Origin of the sequence: Roseivirga echinicomitans (genome assembly GCF_001592935.1) — a bacterium.
GTDB classification, from domain to species: domain Bacteria; phylum Bacteroidota; class Bacteroidia; order Cytophagales; family Cyclobacteriaceae; genus Roseivirga; species Roseivirga echinicomitans.
In genome coordinates this window covers 79,737-104,836 of sequence record NZ_LRDB01000023.1, presented here as the reverse complement: position 1 = coordinate 104,836, position 25,100 = coordinate 79,737, and the positions used below count along the sequence as shown (strand labels likewise).

Genomic DNA, 25,100 nt, shown 5'->3' with positions numbered 1-25,100 from the left:
TAAATTAGAGTTCTAAAATGAAGACATGGAATTTAATTTGAAGATGGGTTGATTTGAGAATTTGGTGATTGAGAAAACTATCATCAAATCATCAAATTCCCTTATTTCAAATTGGCTATTCGCTTCTTAATGATTCTGAAGGGTTGGCTTTGGCTGCCTTAATGGCTTGAGAACTAATGGTCAAGAGCGCTGTTGTGATGACCAAAATGGCACCACTACCTAATTCCCAAAAACCAATATTAATGGTGTATTCCATGTTTTGGGCAATGGTGTTTTTAAACAAATAATAGCTAGTAGGTATGGCAACAGCCGCTGATACGATGAAAATAATGACGAAATTCTTTGAAAGAAGACTTACTAAACTTTGAACTGAGGCGCCAAGTACCTTTCGGATGGTCAACTCTTTTAATCTAGCTTCTGCGGTGTACACTGCCATACCTAAAAGGCCGAGTATGGAAATTGAAATAGCGACAATAGATAGTAGGCCATAGGTTTTCATTGAAGAGGAAAGGTCTTTGTAAGTTCGTTCAATATCTTCATCAAAGAAGGAGGCTTGAAGATCATGATTGCTGTCTATTGAGTTCCAAGCATTGGCAATCTTAGCCATTGTTGAATTCATGTCTTTCGACCGAATTTTTAGATTTGTATAATTCAAATAACCTTCGCTTTGAATAAATGCAAAGGGTTGAATGTCATTGTAGATTGTGCCATAGTGAAAATCTTCGATGACCCCCACTATCTCTCTATTTTCATTATAGTAATCCACTATTTGTCCGATAGCATCTATTGGGCTTCCTAATTCAAACTGTTTAAGAAATGCCTCATTCACAATCATCTGTTTTTTCTGCAAGTCATCATTTATTGGGCCTCCGGCTAATATTTCATGCTTCAGGTTTTGAATATAGTCTTCGTTTATTCTGATGCTATATACTACCACCGAGTCGGCTTTGCTTTCTATTTTTGCATGATCTGAATTTGTGCTTCCGGTGCTAGGCATAAATGCTGAGCCAGAGATGCCTTCTATTTCTGGTATTTGAATGAATGCTGACTTTACGATATCGAAGTCATTTCCTTGAAGCTCAACATTGAGAATAGCTTCAGTTTCATAGCCCAAATCGAAGTTGAGTGCAAACTGATATTGTTTGTAAGTGAGCGTTACCAAAATGGCAAAGCCCATAGAAAGAACAAACTGGATACCAATGAGTATCTTTCGGATATTGATTCCTTCCGAGACCTTCATATTGGCTATGCCCTTCATAATACTTATGGGTTTGAAGTTGGTCATAACCAGTGCAGGGATACATCCGGCAAGAAAGCCAATAAGTACCGTGAAAAGAAAGAAGTAGAAGTAAGTGCTGGTAGTTAATTCTAAAGTAGTTGTTCTTGATATGTAGAAATCAAGTGATAAGAACTCAGGCCTAATTAACCTGAAAAGGAAAAAGGCTAAAATGAGAGATATCAAGGAAACTAAAATGCTTTCAGTAATGAATTGAGTAAAGATTTGACCTTGCTTAGCACCGACCACTTTTCTAACACCAATTTCTTTAGCACGTTTCAATGAACGGGCAATTGATAGGTTGGCATAGTTAAAGCAAGCCGAGAAAATCACGATAAGTGCTAAAATAATCATTGCGCTTAGCCTTTGATTAGGCATTACGGTGCCAACCTCATTCCAACGGTCTTCCCCAGGGAAAATATCTGACATCCGTTCTATGCGTAACTTGGCATTAAGGGATTGCGATTTGGCATTTTCTTCCTTAGCTATTTGGTCAATTGAGGCCTGAATTTGCTCAAGATTGCGATTCTCGGAAACAAGTAAGTAGGCATAACTGCTCCACATACTATTCCAGTCGGTCAGTACAGAATTTCTGGTTTCCGAGGCAAGCGTGCTTTGAGCACCTAATACATCAAATCGTAAATGGGAGTTTCTTGGTGGGTCTTTTACTACTGCTGTAATCGTATAAGGCGTTTTTCTTCTCAGGAGAGTTTTACCTAATACATCAGTGCTGTTGAACATCTTTATGGCTGTAGATTCTGTCAGAACAAGGCTATAAGGTTCAGTCAAGGCAGTTTCTGGATTTCCTTGCACCATGGGGAAAGTAAATACTTCAAAGAATTCCTTGCTGGCAAAGTAACCCTCAATACTGTAAGTCTCATTCTCGGTTTTTAAGTCACCGTAAAAACCCTTGAAGAAGGAGGCTACTTTTTCAATTCCAGGAACCTGCTCTCGTATTTTTTGCGCGGCCAATAGAGAAGTGCTGGCGTAAGGAACAGACAATTCACCATCGGGTTTGATAACGATATTGTTTACTCGGTATATTCTATCCTTGTTCTTATGGAACTCATCAAATGAGTAGATTTCGGTTACGAAAACAATGGCTAACAAGGCTACGGCCATACTCATGGCTAAGCCTAAAATATTAATGGCAGAGAAAAGACGGTTGCGAGAAAGGTTTCTGAAGGCAACCAGCGTGTAATTTTTAAACATAGCGGTGTTGTTTTGATAATTGAACAGTCTGACCTTTTTTATGACCGAGGGACGAAGAAGTCCCAATACTTCTATAGTATATTTTCTTTTGGCTTTTTTTAGGCCATAGATTTCTGTGTTCTTGAGAAAATTCTCTTCTAAATCACCTGCTAGCTCTTCATGAAAATCGCTGTGACAAAACCAACGAAGTAGTCGTGAAGCAAATGCAGGTGGAGCAATATGGGGGTTAAGCTTACTCACTTCTCAATGATTCTGAAGGGTTGGCTTTGGCGGTTTGCCAAGTTTGAAAGATAACAATGGCTAAAACGATGGACCAAAATGTAGTCAACGTTAGAATAATATGCATTTCTGAAATATCAAGATGTATAGTGAAACTTGGGAAGATAAGCTCTTGATAGATCAAATAGATTAAAGGAACAGAGATAATGGCTGAAATAGCCAAAGCCTTCACAGACCCCTTCGAAATTAGTTTTGCTATAGAGTGAAACTGTGCTCCTAGTACTCTTCTGATCCCAATTTCTTTTACCCTGCTTTCTGCACTGTAAAGTGCCATTCCGAATTGTCCTAAAATAGCAATAATGATGACCGTTATGCCCGCCAGTTTTAGCATGTTCATAAAATTGAAAAACACATCATAGCTTTTTTCAAGTCGGTCATCCACAAAAATGGGGTCAAAGCTATTGTCCCCTGCAATAGTGTTCCAGCCCGCTTCTATTTTTTTGAGGGTTAGCGCTACGTTACTGGAAGTGAGTTTCAACGTGATTTTGTTGGTAAGTAAACTGTCTTGTTGGTTACGGATTATGAAAGGAAATGCATAAGACGAGGACATGGCTTGATAAACATAGTTGTCTAGCACTCCAATAATTTGTAGATCTTCCTGAATATCGAAATGCATAATGTGAACTATATTCCCTAGAGCACTATCTAAGGGGATATTCATGGCCTTAAGAAAACCCTCATCAACTATGATTTCGTCCTCACGACCATGAGTAAATCCAGTGCCAGTAATAAGTTTGGGATTATATACACTGTTAAAACCAACATCAGCTAATCCGTATCGAGCGGAAATGGTATCTTGATAATTACCACTTACTAAGATTCTTCTAGTCATTCCTCCAGTGCCAGGAATCATGGAGGTAGTTGTGTAGCTGTTTATTTCTGGGATTTTATCGAGTTCAGCAGTGAGTAAATCGAGGTCCACTTTTTTTGTTGGAATGGTGATAAGACCAGAAGTTTCAAAGCCTAAATCTGCCGCTAATAGCTGTTGCTTTTGGTCTGAGATCAAAACAATAAACAGAATACATAAGGTAGAAATACATAGCTGCACACCGACTAGTCCCTTTCTGATACTCGACAATGAAATTTGTTTACCAGCTTTTTTGTGGATAGCCACAAGAGGAGAGACCCTAGCAAAATGTAAGGCAGGAAGCATTCCGGCAACTAGGCCAACAATAATACTGAAGGCGATGAACCATAGTATAATCTCCAAATTAAGATCGGGCGAGTAGAGTTCTGCCAACTCTTGAATGTAACCTTCAAATTGGGTTGAAATATAGCTGTAGCTAACAAAGGCAATGGCGAGAGCGAATAGAGAAAAGATTACTGTCTCTATCAGAAACTGGAAAACGACCTGCCTTTTTGAGCTCCCTGCTATCTTTCTAATGCCTATTTCTTTTGAGCGTTGGAGCGATCTTGCTATCGATAAGTTGGTATAGTTAAAAGAGGCTAATGAAATTAGAATGATGATTGGGATGAGCAATACATACAGTGTGGTACGAGGAAACACATTTCGAAAGTCAGCCCAAAGTGTTTTGCCAAACATTATGTCACTTACAGGCTGGAGTTCCATAGTGTACGTATTACCGTCAGAAATACTGGAGGTCATTTCCTTATTCAATCCTGAGATTAAATTTTCAACATCTTCTATTTGCGCATTTGGGCTTAGCTTGAAGTAGGTATAGTAGCTTTGATCGTAGTTGCTCCATTTGTCAAGCCTATTATGAATTTCAGATTCGGACATGCTCCGTCCCATAAAACCAATATTACTCAAAAATTGAAAGGCGAAATGGGAATTACCCTCTGGCGATTGGATTACAGCCCTAACAATTCCTCCACTTTTACTTTGTTTACCGATGGCGCTTTCCTCGCCATACAGTCTTTTCGCTAGTTCGTCTGTAATAACCACCGAATGCAAATCATTGAAAAGGTCGTATGGATTTCCTTCAATAACCTTGAATTGGAAAAGGTCTAAAAACTCTCTGTCTATAGGGTATCCGTTTGCCGAAATAGTTTCCCCTTTGACCTCAAATGATCCAAACATGTTCTCCATAAATGTGGAAGACTTTTCTATTTGGGGAATCCCATCCAACTTCCATTTTAAGGCAAATGAAGAAGTTGCCCAATGCATGGAGGTTTTTGGGCCTTCTACCTTAGTGGTTATGCGGTAAAGCCTATCTGCATCAGGGTATTTGTCATATTGAAAACCTGTGTAAATCATATTTACACAGAAGAGGCAAATAGTGAGCGCGGCTCCTAAACCCAGAATATTAACCAAGCTGAAAACCTTGTTACGTTGAATATTCCTAAGCGTAAGAACAAAGTGAAGCTTGAATAAAGAAGTGTTGATTTTTGAGTTGAGGCCTTTTGGCTTTTTAATCACCGAAGGCCTCATCAGTTTTAGAATCTCCTTGCGGTAAATAGACTTTGCTTTTTTTAAACCTTTGGATTCTATATTGGCATAGAATTTTTCTTCCAAGTCGCCTTGCAGTTCTTCATGAAAACTCTCCTTACAGAAGAATTTTAAAAGTCGGGTCCAAAATTGAGGTGTTTTTTGGTTCATGGCTTACCCTTGAATTTTCTGTAAAGCGATTTTTGGTACACTATTCCAAAGTTCATCTCGAACTTCCTTGGCCTCGTTTAAGGAGCTTTTGCCCAAATTAGTGACTTGGTAGAAGCGCTTTCTTCTGCCACCACGCTCGGCAGTAGCACCACCATATTCCGATTGAATAAATCCTTTTTCTTCGAGCCTAGTGAAGGCGGTGTGCAGGGCTCCGCGACTTACTCCTCTACCAGTTCTTTTCTCAATTTCTTCCTGCACACTTACACCATAGGCATTTTCATGCAATACAAGGATGGTTAAGAGCACAATTTCTTGAAATTCTCCGAGGTAAGTTCCTTTCATGATTTTCTATTTGATACTTAAATGAAGACTAAATCTAAGTATTAAATTCTTAAATGGAGAGGAAATGGATAAAAAAATGATTTGGTGATTTGAAAATCAATCTTCAAATCACCAAATCAACTCATTTCCAAATTAGAGCTACTCGCTGCGCAATGTCTGTGCTGGGTTGGCCCTAGCCGCTTTTCTTACTTGCGAACCAATGGTTAATATCCCTATACCGAAAATTATGATCACACCAGTGAAGAGTTCAAGTACTCCTATGGATGCGCGATTTTCAATATCGTTCAGTATTTTTTGCTCAAAGAATAAGTAGGTGAGAGGGATGGCCAATGCGGCAGAAATGAGTAACAACCACATAAATCCTCTTGTCAATAGGCTGATCAAGCTTCCTTCAGTTGCTCCCAATACTTTACGAATACTGATTTCTTTCATACGGGTTTCGGCAGTATAAACGGCCATTCCCAATAAGCCTAATGCAGCAATGGAAACGGTGAGTACGGCTAGAAAGCCTACTATGGTGCCCATAATCTGATATTGAGAATAAGCACTTTGAATTTGCTCATTATAAAACTTGGAGTCGAATTCGTGAACGGGGTCCAATTCATTCCAAGCGTTTTCCAGCTTATTCATGGTGGCTGGTAGGTCTGTAGAACTGATCTTAAGATTCACATTATAAAAACCTTGATTGTTACTTCTAAAGCCGAAGCTTTCAATTCCTTCTTCAATTTTATTGTAGTGAAAGTCCTTTACTACCCCAATGATAGTGACGTCCTTATTATCAACCTCTACCTGCTTGCCAATCGCTTCGTAAGGAGTACCTAAATTGAAACGCTTTAAGGCAGCTTCATTCAAAATGATTTCTGTCTCATCTGTGTCGGGTGTTTTTTTATCGAAATTCACCCCAGCTATAAGTTCATGCCCCATGAGCTCTAGGTAATTTTCATCAATGTCGTTATAGAAGAGCTCGGTAGAGTCTCCACCATACTTCATGTCGGCTGCATAAGTGCTTCCCGTGCTCGTAATCATCGAAGACTTGGATATTTGAGTGATTTCCGGAATGGATGAAAAAGCAGTTTGTACTTTTTGCCAGTCATTGCCTTCAAGACGTACATTGAGTACGTTTTCAGTTTTAAACCCTAAATCAAAACCAAGGGCATATTTGAATTGAGTGTAAGCAATGCTCGCTGAAATAATAAAAGCCATGGAAAGCGTGAACTGAATCACAATCAATACTTTCCTCATATTCACTTTAGAAAATAGCTTGGTAGACCCTGCATTTTTCAATGCTTGAACCGCCTGTAGTTTTGAGAGGAATAGGGCAGGGAAGAAGCCTGCAAGAATCCCAACCAGAATGGCAAAGCCAAAGAAATAAAGGAATAATATTGGCGTGATATTCAACTGTAAGCTTCTTTGGATACTCGGGTCTAAACCTAGAAACTGAGGTTTGATTAGCATGAACAGTAAATAGGCAAACACAACCGAGATTAATGAGATAATGGTGGCCTCTGTAATGAATTGATTGAAAATCTGCCCTTTAGTAGCACCCACTACTTTTCTAACACCTACCTCTTTCGACCTTCTTAATGAGCGGGCTATGGATAAGTTGGTGTAATTGAAGCCTGCAGATAGTAACACCACTAAGGTGAGTGCGCCCAGAATCCAGATGATTTCTCCGCCAATTGAGTTGCCAATGTTATTCGACAAATCAGGCCCAGCCATTATTCCATATAATGGCTGCAGTGAAGCGGTGATTGTTATGTGTTCATATTTTTCACTTTCTGTCTCGCCTAATGCGAGGAGTTTTTGATTTACATCTTCTACTCTGGTATTCGGTTCTAGTTTCACATACACGTAATTCATCCACATGTTATTCCATGCGTTCTTCCATCTTTCACCTTTTTCACCAACTCCATTTTTGTTCATGAAAGTAATGTAAGAGCCTAGAGCACCAAAGGTAAAGTGAGAATTAAAGGGCGGGTTTCTGATGACCCCTGTAACCGTAAAAATATCTTCACCCAGTTGGAAAGTTTGTCCCATTGGGTCAGCAATTCCAAATATCTTTTCGGCAGTCTCATCTGTTAACACTACAGAGTGTGGCTCGGAGAGCATTGTTTCTGGATTTCCTCTTAGCACCTCGAAAGAGAAAACATCGGTAAAACCTTCGGAAGCCCATAAACCACTTATAGGGATAATCTTATCGCCAAGTTTAGCATCGCCTCCAAAACCACGGGTCATTAGAACTTGTGATTCAATGCCTGGAATGTTTTCCTTTATCCTTTCGTCCATGGCCACGGAAGTAGTGGCAAAATTGGTGGGGTCTTCTTGTTGATATTGGTACTTATTGTTGACTCTGTAGACCCTATCTCCATCCGTATGAAACCTGTCGAAACTGGTGACTTCGGAAATGAAAGTGATCATAAGCAGACCGATGGACATGCTAACCGCCAGACCAATGACGTTTATTGCGGAGAAGAGCTTGTTCCTAGCGATGCTCCGTACGGAGGTTTTGAAGTAATTTTTGAACATGATAAATGACGTTATGTTGTTGACTATTTTGAATTTTCTGATCGTGTAAGGGCGGAAAAACTTGAGTACGTCTAAGCAGTAAATCTGCTTCGCCTTTCTTTTTCCTTTGCTAATCGTGTTGCGCTCAAAGTGCTCATATAAGTCTCCCTGAAGGTCTTCGAGGATTTCGGAACGGCAATACCATTCTAGAAACCTATCGGCCCAACGAGGAGGTTGATGTGCACTTTTGTTACTCATATCATTTTTAAATTGAATTCAGGAATTAGCTTCCAAAGCTCATCACGCTGCGATTTGACCTTTTGCAGCGTGGCTTTACCCGCATGGGTTACTTCGAAATATCGTTTTCTTCTTCCACCTCGAACTTTGGTGGCTTCTCCCAACTGTGAATTGACAAAGCCTTTTTCTTCCAGACGATTGAGCACTGAATGTACTACGCCCAGTTTTACCTTTCTATCGGTAATTCGTTCGATTTCATCGCATATGGCTACGCTATAGGCCTCGGTCAGTAAGGCTGCAATGGTTAATAAAACCACTTCTTCAAACTCACCTAAATTCGTTCCTTTCATAGGTATTGGTTATTTATTCCTTAAATGTATGAAAAATAGATAAATCTAAAATTATTATTTATACAAATACAGAATATATAGCTCGACACTTCATTAGGCTACATAGGTAGGTGTTTGGCTCTAAACTTTAAAGCTTTGGGTAACCACTTGTTAATTTGGTGTATCGAACTGATGAATAAACGAGTTGAGCTTTTCGCTGATGGAGTAATCATGCTGCAAACTAAAATTTGTTTTATACGTATAGAAAAAATAAATTTGTCGTATAAATAAATTGTTATGGATGCCAAGGTGACTTTAAGTTTTGATCAAGAGGTGATTAAGTCGGCAAAGGCTTTTGCAGAAAAGAACAATATTAGTCTTTCACGGCTAACTGAGTTTCTATATCGCCAGATCACCTCGAATGAGTACAAATCGATTGAAAATCTACCAATAGCAGATTGGGTGAGCGCGGTTGCTGAAGGCGAGGCTGAATACCATACTAAGCCTAGAAAAATATCCAAGTTGGACTATTACGAGCGCAAATAATGGTAGCTGCATTTATTGACGCTAGCGTATTGGTTTCGGTCCTTAATAAGGAGTACCCTCTTTTCATCTATTCTTCTCGTGTGCTCTCATTGGCTGAGCAAAATGGTTTTAAGTTGTTTACTTCTTCCCTTTGTTTGGCCATTGGGTTTTATTTTGCCTCTAAGAAATGTGGGGAAGTTGAAGCTAAGCGGAAAATTCAATTGTTGTGTAACCATCTGTCAATCGCGCAAATTGACGAAAATGCTATAAAAAGCGCTTTGAATAACCCCCAGGTTAATGATATAGAAAATGGTTTTCAATATTACTCAGCCGTGGAGACGGGGTGTAACTGTTTGATTACAGAAAACTTGTCGGATTATTATTTTTCTGAAATGCCAGTCTTTTCCTCAGAAGAGTTTTTGAAGGTGCATGTTTTTAAATCGTAGACATAAAAAAAGGCAGCCTTTCGGGTGCCTTTCAGTGTGTTTTTAATCCGTGATGATGATTAAATCGTCATAATCTCTTGCTCTTTCTGTGTGAACAAGTCGTCAATTTTCTTGTTGTGCGAATTCGTAAGGTCTTGTACTTTGTCTTCGGCACTCTTTACCAAGTCTTCAGCTAAACCGTCTTTTTGAAGTTTCTTTAATTCGTCATTGGTCTCTTTTCGGGCACTTCGAATGCTGATTTTACCGTCTTCAGTAACCGCTTTAGATTGCCTAACTAACTCGCGTCTTCTTTCTTCAGTTAGTTGTGGAATATTGATGATAATTTGCTCACCGTCATTCTGTGGGTTCAAACCTAAATCACTGTTCATGATGGCTCTTTCAATGGGCGTGGTCATTGACTTCTCCCAAGGTTTAACAAAAAGTGTTCTTGCATCAGGACTATTTACCGCAGCCACTTGATTAAGAGGAGTTAGTGTTCCGTAATAATCAACTTTAACCACATCTAGCATACTTGGCATGGCCTTGCCTGCTCTAATTTTGGCCAGTTCTTGTTTTGTGTGGACGATGGCCTTCTCCATCATCTCCTTGGCTGTCTCCAAGTATAATTCCAGTTCTTCCATGATTATAAATTAGCTTATCAATGTTCCTACGTTCTCTTTACCTTTCACAATATCTAATAGGTTGCCGGAAGTATTCATATCAAAAACAATAATTGGTACATTATTCTCCTGACAAAGTGTAAAGGCTGTTGTGTCCATCACGCTATATCCACCTCGAATGGCCTCTTCAAAAGACAAGTTAGGTATTTTGGTTGCCGTAGAATCTTTTTCTGGGTCGGCAGTATAAACACCATCCACACGAGTTCCCTTTAAGACAACATCAGCTTCAATTTCAATAGCCCTTAAGCTAGCGGTGGAGTCTGTTGTGAAATAAGGGTTGCCTATTCCAGCTCCAAAAATAACAATTCTTCCTTTTTCTAAATGACGAACAGCTCTTCTTCTAATAAAAGGCTCGCAGACTGCTTCCATTTTAATCCCAGACATTAGTCGAGTATATAGGCCGTGGTTCTCTAAAGTGCTTTGAATGGCCATTGCGTTAATCACTGTGGCTAACATTCCCATATAGTCACCTTGAACTCTGTCGATGCCTGACGCTTCGGCTTGAACTCCTCTATATATATTTCCGCCTCCAATAACAATCGCTACTTCAACTCCGCTTTCGTGGATTTCCTTTATTTGTTTAGCGTATTCGTTTATTCGTATAGGGTCAATACCATATTGTTGGTTGCCCATTAAGGCTTCTCCGCTAAGTTTTAGAAGAATTCTTTTATACTTCATCCGTGTGATTGTGTTAAAATTTTATCAGAATTTGATTTTTTTCTACGCTGTTACCCTTTTCAACTTCAATAGATTGGATAGTTCCTGCGCCTGGAGATTTCAAAACATTTTCCATTTTCATGGCTTCCAAGATCATGAGTTGATCGCCTTTTTTTACTTCTTGCCCAACTTCAACTAAAATATCATGAATTAACCCTGGCATTGGAGCTTTTACTTCTTTTAAAACGGAATTGCTTAAGCTAGTAATCCCCATCTTTTTGAGAAGCTGATCCATTTTATCTTTAACAGAAACATTATAGATCTGATTGTTGATTTTTATTTCAACAAGCTTACTTTCTTTATCGAAGCCAATAACCTCGGCATTGAAAGTTTTTTCGTCTTTTGTGATCTGAAATTTATCCTTTGATGTTTTTGAGATGTTCCAATGAAAATCGGAACCGTTTAGAAGTATGTTATCGTCCTTGAATTCGACTTCTGACTCGTGGTTTTCCTTAAGACTTACTTTGTACATCAGGCTAAATTAAGAGTAGGGCTCACTTTTGATTATGGTAAAACATAAGGGCACCTAAATATATTGTTTTAAACCTTGCAAATATAGAGAAGTATTTTGATTAGGGATAGGCAATGTGGTCGTACTTGAAAAATGATTTGGGAGAAAATAATCAATTGTGCTAACTGTTATTTAAAGCCTTTGAGGGCCTGTTTTAAAACTTGAGTAAAAACTCTTGATCTTTTTTTGGGATATGTTTGAATAATATAAAAAAGGGTCTAATTTTGCATTCCCTTTCGCCAAAAGGATTATTTAAGACGGTCTTTTAGGTGATAGGAATACTAGTTGGGGGGATACCAAAGCGGCCAACTGGGACGGACTGTAAATCCGTTGACTTATGTCTTCGAAGGTTCGAATCCTTCTCCCCCCACAATAATTGAAATGTCGATTTCAACATCCCAGAATACACGTCAGTGGTTTTGGGTTTTAATTTTGATGTTTTTGGAAAAGCGGGTGTAGCTCAGTTGGTAGAGCGACAGCCTTCCAAGCTGTAGGTCGCAGGTTCGAACCCAGTCACCCGCTCAAAACTTTGAGTTATAAAGTGCGAAGTTTAATGTTTGTCGAACTAGAAACTTCAAACCTTAAACTTAGTAAAGCCGATGTAGCTCAGGGGTAGAGTACTTCCTTGGTAAGGAAGGGGTCACGAGTTCAAATCTCGTCATTGGCTCAATTGTAATTGAGAATTTCAATTACTTAGGTAAGGAATTAAATTTATTGAATTTAAATATTAACTAATTTTCAAGTTATGGCTAAAGCAAACTTTGACCGTTCTAAGCCGCACGTTAATATTGGTACTATCGGTCACGTTGACCACGGTAAGACCACATTAACTGCCGCTATCACTAAAGTTTTGGCAGACTCGGGTCTTGCTGAAAACAGAGACTTCTCTTCTATTGATAATGCTCCAGAAGAGAAAGAAAGAGGTATTACTATTAACACTTCTCATGTTGAGTATCAAACTGTTAATCGTCACTATGCACACGTTGACTGTCCTGGTCACGCGGATTATGTGAAGAATATGGTAACTGGTGCTGCTCAAATGGACGGTGCAATTCTTGTTGTAGCTGCGACTGATGGTCCAATGCCACAAACAAGAGAGCATATCCTTTTGGCTCGTCAGGTAGGTGTGCCTTCTCTAGTAGTTTTCATGAACAAGGTTGATCTTGTTGACGATGAGGAACTTCTTGAACTAGTAGAAATGGAAATTAGAGAACTTCTTTCTTTCTACGATTATCCAGGTGATGACATTCCAGTAATCCAAGGTTCTGCTTTGGGTGGATTGAATGGCGAGCCTGCTTGGGTAGAAAAAATCAATGAGCTTATGGCTGCTGTGGATGATTACATTCCACTTCCTGAGCGTGCTGTTGATAAAGACTTCTTGATGCCTGTTGAGGACGTATTCTCGATCACTGGTCGTGGTACTGTTGCAACTGGTAGAATTGAAAGAGGTGTTACTAACACTGGTGATGCTGTTGATATCATCGGTATGGGTGCTGAAGGTCTGAAGTCTACAATTACTGGAGTAGAGATGTTCCGTAAGATTTTGGACAGAGGAGAAGCTGGTGATAACGTTGGTCTTCTTTTGAGAGGTATTGAAAAATCTCAAATCAAAAGAGGTATGATTATCTGTAAGCCAGGTTCTGTTAAGCCTCATTCTCACTTCAAAGCTGAAGTGTATGTGCTTTCAAAAGAAGAAGGTGGACGTCACACTCCATTCTTTAACAAATATCGTCCTCAGTTCTACTTAAGAACTACTGACGTAACTGGAGAAATTATGCTTCCTGCAGATATCGAAATGGTAATGCCAGGTGATAACGTAACTATCGAAGTTAACTTGATCAACGCAGTAGCGCTTGAGAAAGGTTTGAGATTTGCGATCAGAGAAGGTGGTAGAACTGTAGGTGCCGGTCAGGTAACTGAAATTCTAGACTAAACTTTCCAAGCTTATTAAATATTTCAAACGCGTTTTCGAATTATCGGAAACGCGTTTGTTTCATATAGTATTTTTGTCTACATTTGCAGCCCGTTTTGGGGCTGGATTGTGAGGATGGGAATCTTAATTCCTTTAAAAAACTAAGATTACAGTTGGGATAAAGGGGTTGATTTGGACTGAATGAGTATACACGGGTGTAGCTCAGCTGGTAGAGCAGTGGTCTCCAAAACCAAAGGTCGTGAGTTCGATTCTTACCACCCGTGCAAATAAGTAATGTAAAGCCGATGAGTAAACTGAAAACATTTATCGCTGAATCTTATGTTGAAATGAGACATAAGGTGAGCTGGCCTAAATATTCTGAGCTACAGAGTAGTTCTGTGTTGGTGTTGGTCGCTTCTCTAATTTTTGCTCTCTTTATTGGGGTCATCGATTTGGGTTTTACTAACATCATGGATTGGTTTTACACAATAGGAAGATAATTGATAGAATGGCAGAGCTGAAATGGTATATGGTTCGGGCCGTGTCTGGTCAAGAAAGGAAGTCGAAAGAGTATTTGGAGAATGAAGTGGACAGGGAGCAATTCCAAGACCACATACCCCAAGTGTTGATTCCTTCGGAAAAGGTGTATGAAATGCGTAACGGTAAGAAACGTTCACGTGATAAAAACATGTTTCCTGGCTATATCATGGTTCAAGCAGATCTTACTAACGGTGAGGTCATTCACATGATTAAAAATATTCCTGGTATCATTGGGTTCTTAGGTCAAAAGGGGGGGGATGCTTCCAACACTCCTCCTGTTCCGTTACGACAGATTGAAGTCGACCGTATTTTAGGTAAGGTTGAGGAAATCGATGAATTTGACGAACACATTGATACACCATATATAGTTGGAGAGTCCATTAAAGTAATGGATGGACCTTTCAGTGGGTTTACAGGTACAATTGAGGAGGTTTTTGAGGAGAGAAGAAAACTTAATGTTATGGTTAAGATTTTCGGCCGAAATACCCCTGTTGAATTAAGTTACATGCAAGTCGAAAAACAAGATTAAAGATGGCTAAGGAAATATCTGGTTATCTGAAGTTGCAAGTTAAGGGAGGTCAAGCAAACCCTTCCCCTCCGGTTGGTCCTGCTTTAGGTTCGAAAGGACTTAACATCATGGAGTTTTGCAAGCAATTCAACGGACGTTCTCAGGACAAAATGGGACAGGTTTTACCTGTATTAATTACCATTTATTCTGATAAGTCTTTTGACTTTGTGATCAAAACACCACCAGCACCGGTAATGTTAATGGAAGCATCGAAAATCAAAAAGGGTTCTAATGAATCAAACCGTATTAAAGTCGGTTCGGTAACTTGGGCTCAAGTGAAAGAGATTGCGGAAGTTAAGATGACGGATTTGAATGCTTTTACAGAGGAATCTGCCATGAAGATGGTAGCGGGTACTGCAAGAAGCATGGGCATTAGAGTGACCGGTAAAGCACCTTGGGAAAACTAAAGATTTGTTGAAATGGCAAAGTTGACAAAAAAGCAGAAAGAAGCTTTAAGTAAATACGATCCACAAAAAGATTATTCTTTGACGGACGCATCATCAATTGTAAAGGAAATTTCCAATGCAAAATTTGATGCTTCAGTTGATATCGATATTCGTTTGGGAGTGGATCCGCGCAAGGCAGACCAGATGGTTAGAGGAGTGGTAGCACTTCCTCATGGCACAGGAAAAGAAGTGAAAGTATTAGTGTTGTGTTCTCCTGACAAAGAGCAGGAAGCAAGAGACGCTGGTGCAGATCACGTGGGTCTAGATGACTATATAGCTAAGATTGAAGGTGGGTGGACTGACATTGATGTCATTATCACTATGCCAACAGTTATGGCGAAAGTAGGTCGTTTAGGACGAGTTCTTGGGCCAAGAGGTTTGATGCCAAACCCGAAATCTGGTACAGTTACTTTGGATGTTGGAAAAGCAGTTGAAGAAGTTAAGGGAGGTAAAATCGATTTTAAAGTCGATAAGTTTGGTATTATTCATACAAGCGTAGGAAAAGTATCTTTCTCAGCAGAGAAGATTTTGGAAAATGCTAATGAGGTAATTCAAACCATCTCAAGATTGAAACCTGCATCGGCAAAAGGTACTTATTTTAGAAGTATCAATTTGTCTTCGACTCAAAGTCCAGGAATTAAAATTGATAAAAACTCCATTTCCGGATTATAATCATGACGAAAGAAGAAAAAGGCGTAGTAATTGAAGAATTGTTTCAGAAATTTTCTGAAAACAATAATTTCTACATAACTGATGCTTCCGGAATGTCGGTTGCACAAACCACGGCACTTAGAAGACTATGCTTTGAAAAAGGTATAGAGTACAAAGTGTTTAAAAATACTTTGATCCAAAAAGCTTTGTTAAAAATGGATGCAGATTATGCTCCGTTTGACGAGAAGGTTTTGAAAGGTTTTTCAGGAATAATGTTCTCAGGTGAGGACGCTAATTCTCCTGCTAAGTTGATCAAAGAATTTAGAAAAAAATCAGGTTTTAAATCTCCAATGTTGAAAGGTGCTTCCATCGATACCGATCTTTTCATTGGAGAGGAGAATTTAGATATGTTAAGCAGTCTTAAGTCTAAGGCTGAACTTATCGGAGAGGTGATAGGATTGTTACAATCACCAGCTAAAAATGTTATTTCAGGCCTTAAGGGTGCTGGTGGCAAATTGGCAGGAATTCTTCAGACTTTATCTGAGCGTGAAAATTAGTAATTAATCAAGATTTAGAATTAAATAAACAAAATCAAAAATGGCAGATTTAAAAGATTTCGCAGAGCAGTTGGTAAACTTAACTGTAAAGGAAGTTAACGAATTAGCTGATATCCTTAAAAACGAATACGGTATTGAGCCTGCTGCTGCAGCGGTAGCAGTTGCTGCTGGTCCTGCTGGTGGTGATGGCGAAGGTGCTGCTGAAGAAAAATCAGCTTTTGACGTAGTGTTGACTGCTGCTGGTTCTTCGAAGCTAGCCGTTGTTAAACTAGTGAAAGAATTGACTGGTTTAGGATTGAAAGAAGCTAAAGAAATCGTAGACAGCGCTCCTAAAGCAATTAAGGAAGGCGTAGCTAAAGATGAAGCAGAAGCACTTAAAAAGCAGCTTGAAGAAGCTGGTGCTGAAGTAGAGCTTAAGTAATTTGACTGGCCATAGCTAACTATGGCAAAGGAACAGGCCCTGGTCCCTTCCCGAATTTTCGGGATCGGTATCATGGGTCTTTTCCTGTTTGTATACAGTAAAGAGTTTTGATCTCTACAAGCCTTTGTACGCTTCGAGTGCAAAAATTATTCTTGGTTTAAACTAAAATATTACGGCCTTGGCTAACGCAATTCAAACAGAAAGAATAAGTTTTTCTTCAATTAAATCAGTTCTTGATTATCCTGATTTTCTTGACATACAAGTGAAGTCTTTCGAAGATTTTTTTCAGCTTGAAACTCCTGCTGAAAAAAGGACTCAAGATGGCCTTTTCAAAGTATTTTCAGAAAATTTCCCTATTTCTGATTCACGAGATAACTTTGTATTAGAGTTCATTGATTACTTGGTTGATCCTCCAAAATACTCTGTTGAAGAGTGTATTGATAGAGGACTTACCTATTCCGTTCCATTAAAAGCAAAACTTCGTCTAACATGTAATGATGCAGATCACGAGGATTTTGAAACCATCGAACAAGAAGTATTCTTAGGAAATATTCCTTACATGACCATCAAAGGGTCATTCGTGGTAAATGGTGCCGAAAGAGTAATTGTTTCTCAATTACACAGATCTCCTGGTGTGTTCTTTGCGCAAAGCAAGCATACCAATGGTACAGCTTTATATTCTGCCCGAATTATTCCTTTCAAAGGATCTTGGATTGAATTTGCGACTGACGTCAACAGCGTGATGTACGCTTACATTGACCGTAAAAAGAAATTCCCTGTAACCACGCTTTTAAGAGCTATCGGTTATGGTACAGATAAAGATATTCTTGACTTGTTCGGTTTATCTGAAGAAGTTAAAGCCAACAAAGCTCAGCTTAAGAAAGGTGTAGGTAGAAAACTTGCAGCTCGAGTTCTTAAAACTTGGATTGAAGATTTCGTGGATGAAGATACTGGAGAAGTAGTATCTATTGATAGAAACGAAGTGTTGTTGGAGCGTGACTCTGTTTTGAGTGAGGATGATGTAGAAATGATCCTTGAATCGGGTGTTGACTCAATTATCCTTCACCGTGAGGATATCAACATTGCAGATTACACTATTATATATAATACGCTTTCAAAGGATAACTCTAACTCTGAAAAAGAGGCAGTAGAGCAAATCTACCGTCAGTTGAGAAATACTGAGGCGCCAGATGAGCAAACTGCAAGAGATATTATTCAAAGTCTTTTCTTCTCCGATAAGAGATACGATCTAGGAGAAGTAGGTAGATATAGAATTAACAAGAAACTCGGTTTGGACATCTCTTTTGATAAGAGAGTGTTAACTACTCAGGATATTATTTCAATTGTGAAGTATTTGATCGGGTTGATTAACTCTAAAGCTGTAGTGGATGATATTGACCACTTATCGAACAGAAGGGTTAGAACAGTAGGGGAGCAATTATATGCTCAGTTCGGTGTTGGTTTAGCTAGAATGGCTAGAACGATCAAAGAAAGAATGAACGTTCGTGATAATGAGGACTTCAAACCTGTAGACCTTATTAATGCAAGAACACTTTCTTCTGTGATCAACTCGTTCTTTGGAACGAACCAACTTTCTCAGTTTATGGATCAAACGAATCCATTGGCCGAGATTACTCACAAAAGGAGATTATCAGCCTTAGGGCCAGGTGGTCTTTCAAGAGAAAGAGCCGGTTTTGAGGTACGAGATGTTCACTATACACATTATGGACGTCTTTGTACCATTGAAACGCCAGAGGGACCAAACATTGGTTTGATTTCATCTCTATGTGTACATGCTAAGATTAACAGCATGGGATTCATTGAGACTCCTTATAGAAAAGTGAAAGAAAGTAAAGTGAACATGTCTGAGGACGTAGTTTACCTCACTGCCGAAGAAGAAGATACCCACAATATTGCACAGGCGAATGCGCCTTTGGATGACAAAGGGATTTTCGTGAATGATAAAGTAAAAGCTAGGTTTGAAGGAGACTTCCCTGTGGTGGAGCCGAAAGAGCTTACTTACATGGATGTTGCCCCTAACCAGATTGTTTCTGTTGCGGCTTCATTAATTCCTTTCTTGGAACATGATGATGCGAACAGAGCCTTGATGGGATCAAACATGCAACGTCAGGCGGTGCCTTTATTGAAGCCAGAAGCTCCTATTGTTGGAACTGGTTTGGAAGGTAGAGCTGCTAGAGATTCTAGAATGCTAGTTATTGCAGAAGGAACAGGCGTTGTACATTATGTTGATGCTGATAAAATTATCATCAAGTACGAACAAAGTCCTGAAGACGAGTTGGTGAACTTTTACAATGAGTACAAAACGTACAAATTGATCAAGTTTAGAAGAACTAACCAAGACACTTCTATTAACCTTACACCAATCGTATTGAAAGGTGATAAAGTTGTAAAAGGTCAAATGCTTTGCGAAGGATATTCTACACAAAATGGAGAGTTGGCCTTAGGTAAAAACCTAAGAGTAGCTTACATGCCTTGGCAAGGATATAACTTTGAGGATGCAATTGTAATTTCTGAGAGAGTGGTAAGAGATGACGTGTTCACCTCAATTCACATCGATGAATACGAACTTGAAGTAAGAGATACAAAAAGAGGTGAAGAAGAATTGACTTCTGAGATTCCTAACGTAAGTGAGGAAGCAGTGAAAAACCTTGATGAGAATGGTATCATCAGAGTAGGAGCTGAAATCAAAGAAGGAGATATTCTAATTGGTAAGATTACCCCTAAAGGTGAAACAGATCCAACTCCAGAAGAGAAGCTTTTAAGAGCCATTTTCGGAGACAAAGCGGGTGACGTAAAAGATGCATCATTGAAAGCATCTCCTTCACTTCAAGGTGTAGTAATTGACACTAAGTTGTTTACAAGACCTAAGAAAGACAAAGACCTTAGAGAAAAGTCGAAGAAAGAAGTCTTGACATTGAAAGCTCAGTACAGTAAAGATTTGACTGTTGTGAGAAATGAAATGATTGACAAAATCTTCTCTTTACTACAAGGGAAAACTTCTCAAGGAGTAAAACATAAATTTGGTGATGAAGTCATTTCGAAAGGAGTGAAATTCAACAAAACCAATATTACTGAAAACATATTCCCTGAGAAGAATATATACAGAGACGAAAGTAACTACAACGTTCAAGAAGAGGTTAACTTAATTTCCGACTTGAACCTTGATAACTGGACTACTGACGATAAGACCAACAAGATTATCGTTCGTATGGTTAAAAATTACCAACTGAAGAGAAATGAAATTGCGGGCGAATTCAAACGTAAGCGTTTCACAATCGAAGTAGGTGATGAATTACCAACAGGTATCGTACAATTGGCCAAAGTCTACATCGCTAAAAAGCGTAAGCTTAAAGTAGGTGATAAAATGGCGGGTCGTCACGGTAATAAAGGTGTTGTAGCCAGAATTGTTAGAGAAGAAGATATGCCATTCCTAGAGGATGGAACTCCAATGGATATTGTATTGAATCCACTGGGTGTACCTTCAAGGATGAACATTGGTCAGATATACGAAACTGTATTGGCATGGGCTGGATTGGAATTGGGTAGAAAATATGCTACTCCAATTTTTGATGGCGCTACCATGGAAGAAGTTCAAGCAGAATTAGCTGAGGCTGGATTGCCAGATGCTGGTCGTGCTTATCTATACGATGGTTTGTCTGGTGTAAAATTTGACCAACCAGTTACAGTAGGTATTGCTTACATGCTGAAACTTGGTCACTTGGTTGACGATAAAATGCACGCGCGTTCTATCGGACCTTACTCTCTCATTACTCAACAACCATTGGGTGGTAAAGCCCAGTTTGGTGGTCAGCGTTTTGGTGAGATGGAGGTTTGGGCTCTTGAGGCCTTTGGCGCATCTCATGTGTTACAGGAAATTCTAACCGTTAAATCTGATGACGTGATTGGTAGAGCGAAAGCCTACGAAGCCATCGTGAAAGGCGAGAATATTCCTAAACCAAATATTCCTGAATCATTCAACGTATTGGTTCATGAACTTAGAGGTTTGGCACTTGAAATTACACTTGACTAATTCTTAAACGGGCTTAGGCCTATAAATTAGAATACAAAAGCTATGGCATTTAAAAAGAATAGAAAACTTAACAATGACTTTAATAAAGTCACTATAAGCTTGGCTTCTCCGGAATCAATCCTTGAGAGTTCTCATGGTGAGGTTACACAACCGGAAACGATAAACTATAGAACATACAAGCCAGAAATGGGCGGTTTATTCTGTGAAAGAATATTCGGGCCTGTAAAGGATTGGGAATGTCATTGTGGGAAATATAAAAGAATCAGATATAAAGGTATTATCTGCGATAGATGTGGGGTTGAAGTTACCGAGAAAAAGGTAAGAAGAGAGCGCATGGGCCATATCGAATTGGTAGTACCTGTAGCACATATTTGGTACTTCAAATCGTTACCTAACAAGATTGGTTACCTTCTTGGTCTTCCTACTAAAAAGCTTGATCAAATTATTTACTACGAGCGTTATGTAGTAATTCAAGCGGGAATGAAAGAAGAGGATGGAATCGCCTACATGGATTTCTTGACTGAAGATGAGTATCTAGATATTCTAGATAAACTTCCAAGAGAAAATCAAATGTTGGATGATGAAGATCCACAGAAATTCATCGCTAAGATGGGTGCTGATGCTTTGGAGATGCTTTTGGCAAGAATTGATCTTGACGAACTTTCTTATGCACTTCGTCACCAAGCTGCAACAGATACTTCTCAACAAAGAAAAGCAGAAGCTTTAAAAAGGTTGAAAGTTGTTGAAGCCTTCCGTGATGCAAGGACTAGAATTGAGAACCGTCCTCAGTGGATGATTATCAAAATGGTACCTGTAATTCCGCCAGAATTGAGACCGTTAGTCCCTCTAGATGGTGGCCGTTTTGCAACATCAGATTTGAATGATCTTTACAGAAGGGTTATTATTAGAAATAACCGTCTTAAGAGATTAATTGATATTAAAGCACCAGAAGTGATCCTTCGTAACGAAAAAAGGATGCTTCAGGAAGCAGTAGATTCTCTTTTCGATAACTCGAGAAAAGTAAATGCTGTGCGTTCAGATGGTAACAGAGCTTTGAAATCTTTGAGTGATATGCTTAAAGGTAAGCAAGGACGTTTCCGTCAGAACTTGCTAGGAAAAAGGGTAGATTACTCAGGTCGTTCTGTAATTGTAGTAGGACCAGAGTTGAAACTTCACGAATGTGGTTTGCCAAAGAATATGGCTGCCGAGCTTTTCAAACCATTCATTATCAGAAAACTGATTGAGAGAGGTATTGTTAAGACGGTGAAGTCTGCCAAGAAAATAGTAGATCGTAAAGATCCTGTGGTTTGGGATATCCTTGAGAACGTATTGAAAGGACACCCTGTATTGCTTAACCGTGCTCCTACATTGCACAGGTTGGGTATCCAGGCTTTCCAACCAAAATTGATTGAAGGAAAAGCAATTCAATTGCACCCATTAGTATGTACAGCATTTAACGCTGATTTTGATGGTGACCAAATGGCTGTTCACGTACCACTAGGGCACGAAGCAGTATTGGAAGCCTCAACGCTAATGCTTTCTTCTCACAACATTCTTAACCCAGCCAACGGAGCTCCGGTAACTGTACCTTCTCAAGACATGGTTTTGGGGCTGTATTATGTAACCAAAGGCAGAAGGTCTACTGAAGATTTCAAAGTAGATGGCGAAGGAATGCGTTTCTATAGTTCCGAAGAGGTGATTATAGCAATGAATGAAGGTAAAGTGTCTAAGCACGCTTACATTCATGTGAAGACCCAAGTAAGAGAAGGAGAAGTCTTAGTTGATAAGGTGATCGAAACTGTTGCTGGTCGTATTCTATTTAACCAAGCTGTACCTACTGAGGTAGGTTATGTGAATGAGTTATTGACGAAGAAGAAGCTTCAAAAGATTATTGCTAGTGTATTCGCTATTTCTGGTGTGGCCAGAACAGCCCAATTCCTTGATGATATCAAAGAACTTGGTTTCCAAATGGCATACAAAGGGGGTCTTTCAATGGGATTGAATGATATTCACATTCCAGAACATAAAGAAGAATTAGTATTAGGTGCTAAGGACGAAGTGGAAGCTGTATGGCAAAACTACCTTATGGGGCTAATTACTGATAACGAACGTTACAACCAAGTTATCGACATCTGGACAAGGGTTAACACTAAGTTGACCAATGACTTGATGAACGAGATGGAAGAAGATAACCAAGGCTTCAACTCTATCTATATGATGATGCACTCTGGAGCCAGAGGTTCAAGAGAGCAAATTCGTCAGCTAGGTGGTATGAGAGGTTTGATGGCAAAACCACAAAAGAACCTTGCCGGTTCTGTAGGAGCCATTATTGAAAACCCAATTCTATCTAACTTTAAGGAAGGACTAGATGTACTTGAGTACTTTATCTCTACTCACGGTGCTCGTAAAGGTTTGGCCGATACAGCACTTAAAACTGCCGATGCTGGTTACTTGACTAGACGTTTGGTAGATGTAGCGCAAGATGCTGTTGTTAACGAAGAAGATTGCGGAACCTTAAGAGGTTTAACAGTATCTGCTTTGAAAGACAACGAAGATGTGGTTGAATCTTTATCTGAAAGAATTTTAGGTAGAGTTTCTGTTCATGATATTTTTGATCCAATCTCTGAGGAATTAATAATCTCAGCTGGAGAAGAGTTTACAGAAGAAATTACAGATCGTATTGATCAGACTGCTATTGATGATGTAGAAATCAGATCTGTTTTGACTTGCGAAACCAAGCGTGGTATTTGTGCGAAATGTTATGGTAGAAACTTATCTACTTCTAACATGGTACAAAAAGGCGAGGCTGTAGGTGTAATTGCTGCGCAGTCAATTGGTGAGCCAGGAACTCAGCTTACATTGAGAACATTCCACGTTGGGGGTACAGCTTCTAACATTGCAGTTGATGCAACAGTTAAAGCTAAGTTTGATGGTGTAATTAAGTTCGAAGAACTTAGATCACTTCCAACTACTGACAACGATGGTAACAAAATAGAAATGGTAATGGGGCGTACTGGTGAAATCCAGATCGTTGACCCAAAAACTAACAAAGTAGTGATCTCAAACCATGTTCCTTACGGAGCAACTCTTGATGTTAAAGAAGGAGATAAGGTGGAAAAAGGTCAGCAACTTTGTAAGTGGGATCCATACAATGCTGTAATCCTTTCAGAATTCGATGGTAAAGTAGAATTCGATGCCATTGAAGAAGGTATTACATTTAAAGAGGAGTTTGATGAGCAAACAGGGCACAGGGAAAAAGTTATCACTGACACCAGAGATAAGACTAAAAACCCAGCGGTTGTTGTAAACTCTAAAAACGATACTAAAGCCTATAACATTCCAGTGGGAGCTCACTTGGCAGTAGATGCTGGTGATAAAGTTAAAGTGGGTCAGCCACTTGCAAAAATCCCTAGAACAATGGGTAAATCTCGAGATATTACTGGGGGTCTACCAAGAGTAACGGAATTGTTTGAAGCTAGAAACCCATCTAACCCAGCAGTAGTGTCAGAAATTGACGGTGTTGTTACTTACGGTGGAATTAAGAGAGGTAACCGAGAAATCTTCATCGAATCTAAAGATGGCGTGAAGAAGAAATACATGGTGCCATTGTCTAAGCACATTCTTGTACAAGACAATGACTTTGTAAGAGCTGGTTACTCTCTATCTGATGGTGCTATTACTCCAAATGACATTTTGAATATTCAAGGGCCAACAGCGGTTCAAGAATATTTAGTGAATGAAATTCAGGAAGTATATCGATTACAAGGTGTGAAGATAAATGATAAGCACATCGAAGTAATCGTGAAGCAAATGATGCAGAAGGTTGAGATCATGGATGCCGGTGACACTAGTTTCCTTCCAGGTCAAGTGGTTGATAAATTCCTCTTCAGAGAAGAGAATGATGCAATGCTAGACATGAAGGTAGTAGCTGAAGCAGGTGATTCTTCAAACCTAAAACCAGGTCAGATTGTTACTCCTCGTCAGTTAAGAGATGAAAACTCTTCTTTGAGAAGAAAGGACATGAAAGTGGTAGAAGTAAGAGATGCACAACCTGCAGTTTCACAACCGAAACTTCAAGGTATCACTCAAGCTTCATTAGGAACTGAAAGTTTTATTTCTGCCGCATCATTCCAAGAGACTACTAAAGTGCTAAGTGAAGCCTCAATTAGAGGTAAAGCAGATCATTTAAAAGGCTTGAAGGAAAATGTAATTGTGGGTCACTTGATTCCGGCAGGTACAGGTTTGAGAGAATACGAAGACCTTATCGTTGGAAATAAAGAAGCTTACGAAAGATTGCAGGCAGCAAAGGCAGCTTACAATAGATCAGAATCAGAAGAACAAGAAGTAGAGTACTAG

At 39.3% G+C, this 25,100-nt stretch carries 19 protein-coding genes and 4 tRNA genes; 15 read left to right on the top strand and 8 right to left on the bottom strand.

From position 1 onward, the window contains the following. Window positions 1–115 precede the first annotated feature (115 nt). From AWN68_RS11755 to AWN68_RS11735, 5 genes are all read right to left on the bottom strand, one after another. Complete coding sequence (locus AWN68_RS11755; protein ID WP_068415721.1) at window positions 116–2,728, bottom strand: ABC transporter permease; 2,613 nt, start codon at window positions 2,726–2,728, stop codon at window positions 116–118. After that, the gene (locus AWN68_RS11750; protein ID WP_068415718.1) at window positions 2,721–5,327 is read right to left on the bottom strand and encodes an FtsX-like permease family protein; all 2,607 of its coding nucleotides are present in this window, start codon (window positions 5,325–5,327) and stop codon (window positions 2,721–2,723) included. The genes AWN68_RS11755 and AWN68_RS11750 overlap by 8 nt, the downstream gene beginning before the upstream one ends. A gap of 3 nt (window positions 5,328–5,330) precedes the next feature. Next, a complete protein-coding gene (locus AWN68_RS11745) occupies window positions 5,331–5,669 on the bottom strand; it encodes a PadR family transcriptional regulator (protein WP_068415715.1) in 339 nt (112 codons plus the stop codon). A 138-nt stretch (window positions 5,670–5,807) separates the two neighbouring features. Beyond that, a complete protein-coding gene (locus AWN68_RS11740) occupies window positions 5,808–8,432 on the bottom strand; it encodes an ABC transporter permease (RefSeq protein WP_068415712.1) in 2,625 nt (874 codons plus the stop codon). Next, a complete protein-coding gene (locus AWN68_RS11735; protein WP_068415709.1) occupies window positions 8,429–8,761 on the bottom strand; it encodes a PadR family transcriptional regulator in 333 nt (110 codons plus the stop codon). Before AWN68_RS11735 ends, AWN68_RS11740 begins: the two co-directional genes overlap by 4 nt. A gap of 276 nt (window positions 8,762–9,037) precedes the next feature. Here AWN68_RS11735 and AWN68_RS11730 point away from each other — a divergent pair, with 276 nt between their 5' ends. Further along, entirely contained in the window at window positions 9,038–9,286 is a 249-nt protein-coding gene (locus tag AWN68_RS11730; RefSeq protein ID WP_068415706.1) for a DUF6364 family protein, read from the top strand. Further along, window positions 9,286–9,711, top strand: a complete 426-nt coding sequence (locus tag AWN68_RS11725) for a type II toxin-antitoxin system VapC family toxin (RefSeq protein ID WP_068415703.1) — start codon at window positions 9,286–9,288, stop codon at window positions 9,709–9,711. Before AWN68_RS11730 ends, AWN68_RS11725 begins: the two co-directional genes overlap by 1 nt. A 59-nt stretch (window positions 9,712–9,770) precedes the next feature. On the opposite strand, the gene frr is transcribed toward AWN68_RS11725, so the two are convergent. Genes frr through AWN68_RS11710 form a run of 3 tightly spaced genes read right to left on the bottom strand, consistent with a single transcriptional unit; the run spans window position 9,771 to window position 11,559 of the window. After that, the gene (gene frr / locus AWN68_RS11720; RefSeq protein ID WP_068415700.1) at window positions 9,771–10,331 is read right to left on the bottom strand and encodes a ribosome recycling factor; all 561 of its coding nucleotides are present in this window, start codon (window positions 10,329–10,331) and stop codon (window positions 9,771–9,773) included. Window positions 10,332–10,340: 9 nt separating this feature from the next. Beyond that, on the bottom strand, window positions 10,341–11,048 hold the full coding sequence (pyrH, locus tag AWN68_RS11715; protein ID WP_068415697.1) for a UMP kinase: 708 nt from the start codon (window positions 11,046–11,048) through the stop codon (window positions 10,341–10,343). Between the two features lie 13 nt (window positions 11,049–11,061). Beyond that, window positions 11,062–11,559 carry a biotin/lipoyl-containing protein gene (locus AWN68_RS11710; protein ID WP_068415693.1) on the bottom strand — a complete coding sequence of 166 codons (498 nt, stop codon included), beginning with the start codon at window positions 11,557–11,559 and terminating at the stop codon, window positions 11,062–11,064. 326 nt (window positions 11,560–11,885) lie between these two features. On the opposite strand from AWN68_RS11710, the gene AWN68_RS11705 reads away from it, so the two are divergent. The 13 genes from AWN68_RS11705 to rpoC all read left to right on the top strand — a co-directional run bounded on the left by AWN68_RS11705 (window position 11,886) and on the right by rpoC (window position 25,100). Continuing rightward, window positions 11,886–11,968 (top strand) — tRNA-Tyr (locus AWN68_RS11705). A gap of 79 nt (window positions 11,969–12,047) precedes the next feature. After that, window positions 12,048–12,120: transfer RNA gene (locus AWN68_RS11700), tRNA-Gly, on the top strand. A 73-nt stretch (window positions 12,121–12,193) separates the two neighbouring features. Further along, window positions 12,194–12,265 (top strand) — tRNA-Thr (locus AWN68_RS11695). Window positions 12,266–12,343: 78 nt separating this feature from the next. Further along, window positions 12,344–13,531 carry an elongation factor Tu gene (gene tuf / locus AWN68_RS11690; protein WP_068415689.1) on the top strand — a complete coding sequence of 396 codons (1,188 nt, stop codon included), beginning with the start codon at window positions 12,344–12,346 and terminating at the stop codon, window positions 13,529–13,531. A gap of 190 nt (window positions 13,532–13,721) precedes the next feature. Then, a tRNA-Trp gene (locus tag AWN68_RS11685) sits at window positions 13,722–13,794 on the top strand. 21 nt (window positions 13,795–13,815) lie between these two features. Further along, window positions 13,816–14,010: a preprotein translocase subunit SecE gene (gene secE / locus AWN68_RS18860; protein WP_084362846.1), complete on the top strand. Its 195-nt coding sequence runs from the start codon at window positions 13,816–13,818 to the stop codon at window positions 14,008–14,010. Window positions 14,011–14,018: 8 nt separating this feature from the next. Further along, window positions 14,019–14,579, top strand: coding sequence for a transcription termination/antitermination protein NusG (gene nusG / locus AWN68_RS11680; protein ID WP_068415685.1), 561 nt, complete (start codon window positions 14,019–14,021; stop codon window positions 14,577–14,579). Window positions 14,580–14,581: 2 nt separating this feature from the next. After that, window positions 14,582–15,025: a 50S ribosomal protein L11 gene (gene rplK / locus AWN68_RS11675; RefSeq protein WP_068415682.1), complete on the top strand. Its 444-nt coding sequence runs from the start codon at window positions 14,582–14,584 to the stop codon at window positions 15,023–15,025. A 12-nt stretch (window positions 15,026–15,037) separates the two neighbouring features. Then, window positions 15,038–15,736, top strand: coding sequence for a 50S ribosomal protein L1 (rplA, locus tag AWN68_RS11670; RefSeq protein ID WP_068415679.1), 699 nt, complete (start codon window positions 15,038–15,040; stop codon window positions 15,734–15,736). A gap of 2 nt (window positions 15,737–15,738) precedes the next feature. Then, window positions 15,739–16,272, top strand: a complete 534-nt coding sequence (rplJ, locus tag AWN68_RS11665) for a 50S ribosomal protein L10 (protein ID WP_068415674.1) — start codon at window positions 15,739–15,741, stop codon at window positions 16,270–16,272. A gap of 40 nt (window positions 16,273–16,312) precedes the next feature. Further along, window positions 16,313–16,693: a 50S ribosomal protein L7/L12 gene (rplL, locus tag AWN68_RS11660; RefSeq protein WP_068415671.1), complete on the top strand. Its 381-nt coding sequence runs from the start codon at window positions 16,313–16,315 to the stop codon at window positions 16,691–16,693. A gap of 178 nt (window positions 16,694–16,871) precedes the next feature. Further along, window positions 16,872–20,744, top strand: coding sequence for a DNA-directed RNA polymerase subunit beta (gene rpoB, locus AWN68_RS11655; RefSeq protein WP_068415668.1), 3,873 nt, complete (start codon window positions 16,872–16,874; stop codon window positions 20,742–20,744). Between the two features lie 42 nt (window positions 20,745–20,786). After that, window positions 20,787–25,100, top strand: coding sequence for a DNA-directed RNA polymerase subunit beta' (gene rpoC, locus AWN68_RS11650; RefSeq protein WP_068415666.1), 4,314 nt, complete (start codon window positions 20,787–20,789; stop codon window positions 25,098–25,100).